Origin of the sequence: Legionella santicrucis, assembly GCF_001468135.1 — a bacterium.
GTDB classification, from domain to species: Bacteria; Pseudomonadota; Gammaproteobacteria; order Legionellales; family Legionellaceae; genus Legionella; species Legionella santicrucis.
Map to the genome: position 1 here is coordinate 305166 of NZ_LNYU01000081.1, position 10817 is coordinate 315982.

Consider the following 10817-nt stretch of genomic DNA (forward strand, 5'->3'; position numbering starts at 1 on the left):
TATGTTTGTGTTGAAGCCTCGAAACTGCATAAGCGCATCCTAATTTTTTTCTAACTCCTTGCTTATGCTCTAAAACAACATCAATTACATATGCAAGGACTCTAATCTACTCAGGCTTGGGAACACTATTTACATCCTCCAATTGCTTTACCGGCTTATTACGCGAAAAAAAGGAACCCAAATAACTTAAAACCGACGAGCTGTTAGAACTTGATTCGACCTTTTTTTCAATTTCCGTTGATTTCAGCGGAGGATATACACTATCCTGCACCATTCTAAATCCTGAAAAAATGCTTTTTAGAACTAGAGGCAAAAGACTCAGCATAATGAACATGCTCGTGAAATTAGTAGACTCATTGAAGAAAGCATAATTTGCCAATGATTGGAAAAGAGCGATTGTCAAAGCAATTGCCATGGTATTGGAAATCAGCCTTGAAGCATTTATATTCCGATTATCCATAGGCAAATCAGCGCTTTCATTAATTTCATAAAATGAAATCCATAACCACAGTAAATCAAAAACAACGCTATACCAATGCTGCTGATTCATTTCTGTTACATTTGCGCCAACAGTTTTAGCCAAATCAAAAGTCATTTTTCCACTTTTAAGCGCTAAAGCCATTGTTGGTTTTTCTTGTGAATTTGCTAAAGGGGCAAATTGTTGTACAAATAAACTTTTTGGAAGATTAATATCAAAAAGCTCATAGAATGTTTTTTGAGAGCCAAATAATCTTCTTAACTGTTCGTCACTTATATTTGATAGAGAATCGACTCCAGGAGCAAAAGTACCATCATCTGAATGATGTGCTATTACCATATTCGAATTTTTCATCATCATCACATCATTAGTGCCATCACCATTGGCAACAACAAAATAATGATGGTCCTTAAGATAACGAGCGAGTATCCCTTTACCCTCTGTACTCATTTCTGCAAAAATAATTACAGGACGCTTCGTGTGCTCTCTATCCATCAGTTTCTGAAATCGTGCCAAGATTGCTTCATTAATCCCCGAAAATATGACCGTCGAATCTGCTGGATAATTTTCTTCATTTAAAAATTCAAGAGTACTTTCTTTAATTTCCTTTGCACGAATAGTAAGAATATTCTTTGCATTTTTCGGACATAATACCTTGGCAATATTCTCTGCAGCCTTAGCAGTGTCACCAGTAGCTACAAATACAGGAACAGATACTTCTCGGCATTGAGCAATAAATTTTTCTGCGTCTTTTTTTACAGGATTATCAATAATAAAAGTACCGTAATACACCATATTTTTAAGTAATGCCGGTCTTTTTAAAATAAAATGTTCAATTTCCTTTTTATCATCCTTATCCATTAATTCTTGTAAAGCAACAAACTCATCTCCACTGAGTTTACTTCTAGCAATACACCAATCACGGGATAATACCTCGGTACGGCTTTGCATCATAGTATAGGCTTGCAACACGGGAGTTTCCTTAAATGAATCTTGATTAGGGACCCCACAAAAAACAAGAAAATAATCCATCCCCTCCTTTACCAAGGTGAAACGTCCGCCAAAGGTGCGATATAAACCTAAATGAAATGTCTCGAGTTCTTTCTTCTTGTCTTTAATCGTAATTATTTTTTTAAAATGATTATTACCATAAGTAGTTACTTCCATGCATTGTGGATTATCTAACAAAGATTTGAATAGATCCAAGATGGCATGTTCTTCGGGTTCCAACTCTTTTTTGTTGTTAGTAAATGCCTCACAAAATACCTCAAGAGACTCAAGCCATTGTATTTCTTGTGGTAAAAGCAAGCCCTCCTTCTCTTTCAACATCTGTTGCACATTGGGAGCCATATCCGTAGTCCATAAACCCAATACATCCATTCTAGTTGTAGTAAGCGTTCCTGTTTTATCTGAAATAACGACAACACCATTTGGAAATCGGTCACGATAATATCCACCTAATGCATTACATAAGTCCACCACACGAAGTGCATCTATAGTCTCTAAAGGTTGATCTCCTAGATTATTATTTAATGTGTTCATTAAACGGCTGTTTACTGTTTCCCTTAAAAAAGCCTCAGAAAAAGGAATCATCGTTTGAAAAAGTGTAAACATAAGTTTTAGTGTTTCTGCAGGCATTAAAGTAATGTCTCTTTGTAAAAAAGCTGCCATGATGATAGAACCTAAAATAGAATATAAAACACTTCTTTGCTTACGGTCTGCAATAATTTCATTAATCACAGCCTTTTTCTCATAATTACTATTTAATAAAAGTTCTTTTTCAGGTTTAATTTGAATAAAAATATTGTCATTGCCATATAGATTTAACCTATCTCCGACCAACACTCCTGCCTGTTTGCCTTCTCTAACTGCATACAAATCTATTTTCTTATAGTTTGAAGTAAAATCAGGTTTCGTTTGATGTTCGATCCAAATATCTTCACCATTTTGCGCTTTAAGATTTACACTAAATTTTTTTTCTTCTAATACCTGAATGAAATTTCCTTTCTCATCCCGTTTTAAGGCAAGAAGCTCTCCAGATACAGGTACACAAGCAAAATCAATACTACTGTCACAGTAAACTAAATCCCCCGTACGTAGTTGATATCTAGGAATACTAACAAACATTGGCCCATTTGATGTAAATCTTAAAACTTGATGCAACTTATGATTATACTCATAATCATGCTCAATCTTTTCTTGCTGCACACTCATTTTTTTTAAGGTAGATGGAGCCAAATCAGCCAATAATGCGGGCAAGTTACGAAATTTCTGGATTATTTTATCGGCATGACGAATATTGTGAGAAATCAACCCCAATTGAAAGGTACGAGAACTCACCATAAGCTCATTGGCAATAAAATGATTGATTTGAAAATACAAATTTGATATTGGAGTGAGTCCTCCAGAAATAAGTGCTGTATCTGAACGTTGCGCCCCCTGATTGTATTGAAATCGAACAAGAAGCTCTTGCGCTTTTTGTGCTAGATAAGAAATACCACTTGGAACAACCAATGCACTCGTTCCAAGTGATGCTATTAATGAATATTCATCAGATACTGTATTATTTAATAAGAAAGTAGTCCCTTTAAACACTGAGCTATACATATAAGTTATTGCCATAACCTCACTAGCTACAGCTAGAGACAACTCTGCCTGAGACGTAATTTTTTTATCTGTAATACGATTCAACGCACAATAACCTAATATGGCTGCGCCAAAGAGAAATTTAAAAATAAAATCATATTCTGGGCTCCCCATTTGATATTCACTCGCATATTGAGTGAGATAATGCCCAAGAAGCAATGCAGCCCCAGAAGAAATTGTGGGCCAAATATATTTTTTAAAACTACTCCAATCCATAGAATCTAAAGAAAACGTCATGGCTAGAGTATGATACAATTCTTTAACCCGTGTGGAAAAAAAATTTCCTATTCCTTCTATAGTGCTTCTTAAATAAAAAGTGCGATCCGGCTCAATATGCTGCACCAATTGAAGCGGTAATGCTCTATTCCCTTTAGGATTTGTTTCTTGTGAATTTTGTGAAGTGGATTTTAATTTCTTCATGTCGTAAATCCCTTGATCGCCCATAAAATTTTATATAGTGTAACTTCTCAATAAGTCCCTACATTCTGCGGACAAGCTACAACCTAAGAGGCTAGCATTTGTCGGGACTTATAGAGAAATTGCTGGATATTTAGATACCATCTTGATAATTAACTTATCTTTATAAAAGGTTCAAGAGAATTTGAAAAAATATTAGGATAAAATAATTATATGAAACAATTTAGATTATTTGCTCTATATCTGCTTATCTTTTGGTTATTAGGTAGTGTACTTTGGCTCACTGTCTTTGGTTATAAGGCAGCAGTTTCTACACTTATCGCCTCACCATACTCAATGCTCAGCGGCATTTTAATTTTTCTTTCTTCTCTTATTGCCACAGCTGTGTTGTTTGCATTCAAAAGCAAAACACTTGCAACTCTACCTTATCCCTATTTTATTTTGGGATTTTATATAGGTAACCTTTCATTATTAATATTATTTATATTAGATGCTTTTATTCGTCAGCTGATTGTATGGAAATTCCCCGAGTTCTTCCTTATTTTCTTGGCGCCATTTATTGAGCTTTTTTTCTCCTATTTATTTGGTTTTGCTTTCTTAACAATAATTCCAGCAATTACCAGTGCACTTATTCTCTACTGGACTCAAAAAACAAAATAAAACCTTGTACTCATTAAAATCAAAAAATATTTCAGCTTGAATATAGTTTTTTCATCCACAATAAGTGTCTTATTAAATCCATTGTGTATATAATGCACCCACTATATACAAATAATTATCTTTGATTGATTTAAGTACGGTGATTTGGAGAAAAGATGAATAAAAGTCTCATTAATTTAGCTAGAGGTATACTTGAGTTTAGCAAAACAACGAATGCAGTCATTCAATCCTCCAAATCGATTAGTATCTGGGCTAATCATGAAAATGTACAACGTCACATTAATGGATTAACCGAGCCATTTAAAAAGCTCGTGGCGCTTCAAATGAAACAATATAATAAAATCGCAGAATGTACACCAATTACCCCAGAATTTAACGAAGAATACATAAGTCATTGTGATGACGAAGAAGAATTGTTAAATAAAATCAATGAGTTTATTGCGCATTTATTAACGAGAGTTAACTCAGAGTTCAGTACACTATTTCTTGAGCCCAGTAAAATGGTTGGCGTTTATTATGAATCAACCATGAAGTTATTTCAGCCACCACTCAATGAGTTTAAGAAATCAATAAAATATAATTCATTATTAGATGGGCTGATTCACCCCATGCAACATCTACTTAAAATGCCCTTGTTAATTAAAGAATGGCAAAAAATAAGCCACCCTGATTTACATTCACAAAAGATTCAGCAATTAAATGGAGCGCTGAAAAAGTATGCAGAAGATGCCGATAAGAGCACTATATTGTTCCACTCAATTTGTACTCATATTCTTGAAGAAACATTTATCCATAGACTCCATGAAGTTTGTTTTACGCTTAGCAAATCACTGCAAAAAAAAGGAAGCGCTCCTTCAACTGGGATTACCAAAGCAGGCTTAGTCATTGAAGGTAAGACCATTAAAAATTCAAATCAATTTATTGAGGCACTTAAAACAATAATCAATAATGACGATGAAACTGTAGGAAATAAAGTCAATGATGTATGTGGCTTATTACTAAAAGTCATTAATAAGTTATCCAAACGGATAACGATACTACACCCTAATCATACTTTAGTCGAAACAAAAAATGTCCTAGAGAATTTAATTAAAAAAATAAATGAAGACATTAAAAATATAGCCGTCATAGATCCGTTGTTTACCGATTGCTTACTGACGTTAGAGCCGGTGAAAATATTTGCGCTTATTGGACTGGAGCAACTCACGAACAAACTCCAACAAAATACTATGTCCACCCAAATCGAGAACATCTCCTCATATTATTATTGATTTTATAGATTTCACTGCTAATGAGGAGCCGATTTGGCAATTATTTTATTAATAAAAGGAACTTTTCAATTTAAAATTAAATAACTTTCTCTTAATGTTGCATCATTTATCTAAGGAATTTACTCTTTTCTTGCCAAAACTCTATAATTATCGATTATAATTGTTAATAATAAGGACAGCAGGAATAATAAGCATGGGCAGAAAAATTAAAGAAGAAGCAACCTCAAAACATCATAAAAGCCCTTTATGCCGTATCAACAAGCCTACAGCCACTTTAAAAAATACCAAACAAACTTACGAAAGAATTGCCTGTGTATTTCAGGGAGGTGGTGCATTAGGGGCTTATCAAGTTGGGGCATTTTGCGCTATCCACAAAAAAGGCTACAATCCTGATTTTCTGGCAGGAGTCTCGATCGGCTCCATTAATAGTGCGATTATTGCCGGCAATCCAAGAAATAAACAAATTGAAAAATTAACTGCATTTTGGGATACCATTGTACCCAAAATATGGACAGATATATTTTATGAGAAAGAAATTCCAAATTTTTTACATCATGTGCACAATCAAATGGGCGCTATGCATGCAGTTCTCTATGGTTTGGAGGGTTTTTTTAAACCACGTGTTATTCCACCCACTCCCATAACTTATGATACACCTGATAACCTCAGTTATTATGATACCTCCATTCTCAAAAAGACATTAGAAAATTTAATTGATTTTGATCGCATTAATGATAAAAAAGTGACCCTCTGTCTGGGAGCAGTCAATCTGTCATCTGGTGAAATGGAGTTTTTTAATAATCAAAAAATGACCATTACACCAGAGCATGTTATGGCAAGTGGAGCTCTTCCTCCAGGCTTCCCAGCAATTAAACTTGGTGATGATTATTATTGGGATGGTGGTATTTATGCAAATACGCCCCTTGTAACCGTGCTGGATGCCTTACCAGAACTGGATACATTATGTTTTGTAGTTGATTGCTTCAGTCTGCGCGGACGATTACCGCAAACTATGGATGAACTTGAGGAAAGACAAAAAGACATTCGTTATGCCAGTCACTCTCGACGGCTCACAAATGTTTACACCAGCCGCCAAAACTTACAGGCAGCCATACAGTTTTTAGGTGAAAAATTAAGTCCAGAAGCAAAAAAAGATCCTGAAGTTCAAAAAATACTTGAATTGGGGCATAGCAAACATTTCAGCGTGGTGCATATCATTTATCGCGGTACTCCTTTTGCCCATTCATTCAAAGATTATAACTTTGTTCGCTCGGCGATTAATTATCGTATGAAAACAGGTTATGAAAATGCAATGGAGGTGCTTAAAAATCCTGATTGGGAAAATAAATCCAGTAAAGCTTTGGCTTGCTCCATCTATGGCGTACCACCTGATTATTTTGAACAACATTAGAGTCTTTTCAAACACACTAAAAAGATACGAAACCATAGCTGTATGTGAGTATCATAAATTCTTAAGAATAAACGATACTCACAAATAACTGATTAGGTACTTGGATTTACAGCAAGACCCGATGCCCCAGTAATTGTGGCGCTGCCCTGAGTACAGTTGTTAAGCCCCCCATTATTATTCATGTCACAACTAGTTACCGTATTTGGAGTAGTTACATACAACTGAGGCTGACTGTGACCAGCAACAATTTTCTCACCAAAAGCAATATTACTTCCGAAAACTATCCCATTCCCCGTAGAAGTTAGGGAAAGACTACACTGCATCGGAGATGTACTGGGATTACATATAAAAATATTTCCTCTAGTTGAATCTCCATTTTGATTGCCCACCATGTAAAGAAGATTATGGGTAGGATTAAAGACTATATTACCGAAAAACCAATTACTAAAATTCAAAGTCATTGGTCTTGGTATGCAATTATTAGTTGTCAAATCACACTCATAAATCCCATCTTGCAAAGTACCAGCGTTAAACCCATTATAGCTTACATAAGCTTTTTGATTATCAGCACTGAGCGTAATCCCAGGAGCAACAACACCAGGGTTAAAAGTAAAAATAGAATGGCAATTAGTAAATAATCCGGAGGTACTATCTACATCACAAGAATAAAGACTGGATGGAGTAGCAGGCGCAGACGCCATAATGTTTGTTGTAAAATAAGCCTTTCCACTGGTACTCAGAGCTAAACTCAACAACGAGTGTGTGGAATCATCTGCTGGAGTGCATCCAGCCAAATTACCTTGTGGCGTTATATTGCATACAATAACAGGAAGAGGATTACCCTGGCTATCAAACTGAACCAAATAAGCTTTACTACCAGTAGAATTAATGACTATTTGAATAATTGACTGGGTAAAATTATAATCTCCCGTTTGTTGGCATGCCGTATCAAAACTTCCATTGGTAATAGTACAAAGATTTACATAAGGAGATGTTGATGCACCTACGTATGCAAGAGAACCCATTGTATTGTTCGTAACAATAATACGTACAGAAACACTAGAGGTTGTATTACTTCCCGAAATATTTACAAAAACATCCTCGGCCGTATTACCAGGAAAAAATCCAAAGATGCAGCTTTGGTTCGCCGATAATGTATTAGTGCATGTCGTATTAGAAGAATCAATAGTAACATGACTTGTTGAAGGAATTGCAGCATTTAAACCTTCAACTGCTGTTGTAGCAGAGGTATTTTGTACTGATACCTGGCCAGAAGCACCATTCACAGTGAGGGTTAATTGGGTTGGATTAACCGTGATCGTGGCTTGGCTTGCGGACGACACTTTAACCTCTACTGGAATTGCAGATGTAACATTGCTTCCTGTTATTTCTATATTAACATCTTCTACCGTATTACCTGGAAGAAATGCAAAAATACATGATTGATTTGCTGGTAGTGTATTGCTACATGTAGTATGAGTAGGATCTACAGTAAGATGGCTGCCTTGTGGGATCATGGCAGTCAAACCTTCCACTGCGGTTGTAGCAGAGGTATTTTGTACGGTAACCTGCCCATAATTTCCGCCAACTGTAAGATTTAACACGTTTGGACTAACAGTTATACTTGCTGTTGGACCGGTAACCTTAGTTACTTGCAAAAGATTTCCGGGGCTAGGTTGATAGCATTGATTTAGATTTGGTGTCCCGTTAGGGTTTTTCTGGCAAAGAGAGGGGCCACCAAAAACACCATTTGTGGGTAAGGCATTACCGGTCACAATCAACTCTAAATTGCACACTCCCTTACCTTGAACAACACAAGGAGCGGTTTGGCTTATTCCTGGAATAGGCTCAATAACCAAGCTATGTGGTTTAGGGGAATGATTTTGAACGATGTATTTAATGGTTGCGTTTCCCGTACTACTTACTTTTACCACGGGCGGAAAATTATTGTCGGATGTAAATGTCCATAAAGGACTTTGTGCCTGTGCTATCGTTACCATTGAAAATAACAACACCCCAGTAATTGTTTTATTTATTGATAGTCTTTTCATACCCATGTCCTTTTGTAAAGATATGTAAGATTTAAAAGATTAGATTTCTGTGCTGCATCAAACTCATCTCTATCCTGGTGCTGGATGAAATTTTCATTTGTACTCCATTCTCCCAAACCAATCCTGTGTTCTAATAATCCTTATCTAACTCCAATATTTCAGAAATGAAAAAGGAGTTTTTTGTCATTAATGCTTATGCATCGAAATAACTTATCCCCTTGTTCTTGATTAAAAAATATAACTCCATAGATCTAAGAGCATTATCTATAGTATTCTAAAATTTTGTATATTTAAAGAATGTTCGCTTCTCGAGGTTGCCTGCTGCGAATAAACGCTAACTCATTTTACAAAATATACTTTTTAAACTAATACTAAATTACAAAGGTAACGGAATACAGTTAGATCATAATGAAAAAATGGATTGAATTTCTCGTATCTCTAGTAGTAATTATTCTTATTACTTATGATCTCATGGGCCTGATGGTGAAAGGCACTCTAAATAAAATCATCAATACAATGCCCCAGAATTCAATAATGAGTGTTCAGCTTGATAAGTTCCAACATGGTTGGTTCTCATCTAAAGCGCTATGGGTATTCAAAATGCATATCCCAGCCCAAACGATTACAGATAAAAATGGCGTCCCCCAAACAGAACCTCCTCTTGATTTTGAAGTAACGCTACCTATTACGCTCAAACATGGTCCCGTTTTTTTTACAAATGATGGAATACGTTTTGGCATTGGCGCAATTACAACGCAACCTGAAACTCATTATGGGGCATTCATCAATTTTTTAAACCAGATCATTATAAAATACAACCTCCCATCTTTTGGAATACGTACTAAAGAAGCACCCAATAATGGCGAATTTCAATTTAATTGGATGGGCTTAAATGCTTTACTTCGTCTTTCTTCAGATATAGATAATTTAGATAGCTATTTAAAATTCTATGGCATTGATGGTTCTGGCAATAATTCTGTCTTTAAAATAGGTACACTAACTTATACATTTAATTCAAAACGCATTCAGGAGTGGTTATGGGTTGGTCAATCCCATTTTAATATTTCTTCTATTTCCGTAACCTCTAACAACCAAAACATATTAGATTTGAAGGAGTTTGATTTCATTTTAAGTTCTGATGTCACAAATGAAATACTAAACTTTGATTGCAAACTTTCATTACAAAAATTATTGGCCAACAATCAAAATTATAGCCCGGCTATATTGAAATTAAGTTTAAAAAATTTAGATCCAGAAGTTATGGCTAAGCTCAATAAACAAACATTCAGTATGTTACAAAACAGCGATTCTCATCTTGTGGCATTAGGTTTAGCTACTGAATTACCGAAGCTTCTTAGTAAGGGGCCAATATTAGAACTTTCTGAAATGACCATCAATTTACCTGAAGGAAAAATTGTAGGTAATTTTAAAATATCACTTCCGCAAACAAAAATAAATGACTTATCCAAAGCGATGCAACAGGCTCAAGGTCAAGGTTATTTTAAAGCCCCTATTACTATAGTAAAAGAGCTGATGGCTTCATCAATTAAAAGTAATTTAAGTCAACAAGCGGAGCAAACTTCTCAAAACCCAAGTACGTTGCCTCAATCTCCTGCGAATCCAACATCAATTGCAACCGATTTAGATGAAGAGGCAAAGAATCAAACCAATCAAATATTACAAAATTTGGTTGAGAAAGATTTTTTAAAAATTAAAGACAAAGATTATATACTTCAATTTAAATTAGAAAACCAACAGCTTATTGTGAATGGAAAATTATTTACTCCAGATATGTTGACCTTTCCCCTAAATTAGTACCACTTCCCTGATGAGATTCGTTATCTTATGCCACTCGCTTTGCATACACAACAGGTGGCATGTAG

The 10817-nt window shown here is 35.3% G+C and carries 6 protein-coding genes; 4 read left to right on the top strand and 2 right to left on the bottom strand.

What is annotated here, in order from left to right:
• Positions 1-106 precede the first annotated feature (106 nt).
• Positions 107-3544, bottom strand: a complete 3438-nt coding sequence (locus Lsan_RS14945) for an HAD family hydrolase (protein WP_058514934.1) — start codon at positions 3542-3544, stop codon at positions 107-109.
• Between the two features lie 210 nt (positions 3545-3754).
• Between Lsan_RS14945 and Lsan_RS14950 the strand changes: the two genes are divergently transcribed.
• From Lsan_RS14950 to Lsan_RS14965, 3 genes are all read left to right on the top strand, one after another.
• Complete coding sequence (locus tag Lsan_RS14950; protein ID WP_058514935.1) at positions 3755-4201, top strand: hypothetical protein; 447 nt, start codon at positions 3755-3757, stop codon at positions 4199-4201.
• 155 nt (positions 4202-4356) lie between these two features.
• A complete protein-coding gene (locus Lsan_RS14955) occupies positions 4357-5472 on the top strand; it encodes a RhoGEF domain-containing protein (RefSeq protein ID WP_237762151.1) in 1116 nt (371 codons plus the stop codon).
• Positions 5473-5665: 193 nt separating this feature from the next.
• Complete coding sequence (locus tag Lsan_RS14965; protein WP_058514936.1) at positions 5666-6883, top strand: patatin-like phospholipase family protein; 1218 nt, start codon at positions 5666-5668, stop codon at positions 6881-6883.
• 92 nt (positions 6884-6975) lie between these two features.
• On the opposite strand, the gene Lsan_RS14970 is transcribed toward Lsan_RS14965, so the two are convergent.
• Positions 6976-8934 carry a hypothetical protein gene (locus Lsan_RS14970; RefSeq protein ID WP_058514937.1) on the bottom strand — a complete coding sequence of 653 codons (1959 nt, stop codon included), beginning with the start codon at positions 8932-8934 and terminating at the stop codon, positions 6976-6978.
• 408 nt (positions 8935-9342) lie between these two features.
• On the opposite strand from Lsan_RS14970, the gene Lsan_RS14975 reads away from it, so the two are divergent.
• On the top strand, positions 9343-10749 hold the full coding sequence (locus Lsan_RS14975; RefSeq protein WP_058514938.1) for a DUF945 family protein: 1407 nt from the start codon (positions 9343-9345) through the stop codon (positions 10747-10749).
• The last annotated feature ends 68 nt before the right edge of the window (positions 10750-10817 follow it).

Bases quoted from the DNA above. Each gene is read 5' to 3' on its own strand.
- Lsan_RS14945 (WP_058514934.1), bottom strand. From the start codon at position 3,544: ATGAAGAAATTAAAATCCACTTCACAAAATTCACAAGAAACAAATCCT.
- Lsan_RS14950 (WP_058514935.1), top strand. From the start codon at position 3,755: ATGAAACAATTTAGATTATTTGCTCTATATCTGCTTATCTTTTGGTTA.
- Lsan_RS14955 (WP_237762151.1), top strand. From the start codon at position 4,357: ATGAATAAAAGTCTCATTAATTTAGCTAGAGGTATACTTGAGTTTAGC.
- Lsan_RS14965 (WP_058514936.1), top strand. From the start codon at position 5,666: ATGGGCAGAAAAATTAAAGAAGAAGCAACCTCAAAACATCATAAAAGC.
- Lsan_RS14970 (WP_058514937.1), bottom strand. From the start codon at position 8,934: ATGAAAAGACTATCAATAAATAAAACAATTACTGGGGTGTTGTTATTT.
- Lsan_RS14975 (WP_058514938.1), top strand. From the start codon at position 9,343: ATGAAAAAATGGATTGAATTTCTCGTATCTCTAGTAGTAATTATTCTT.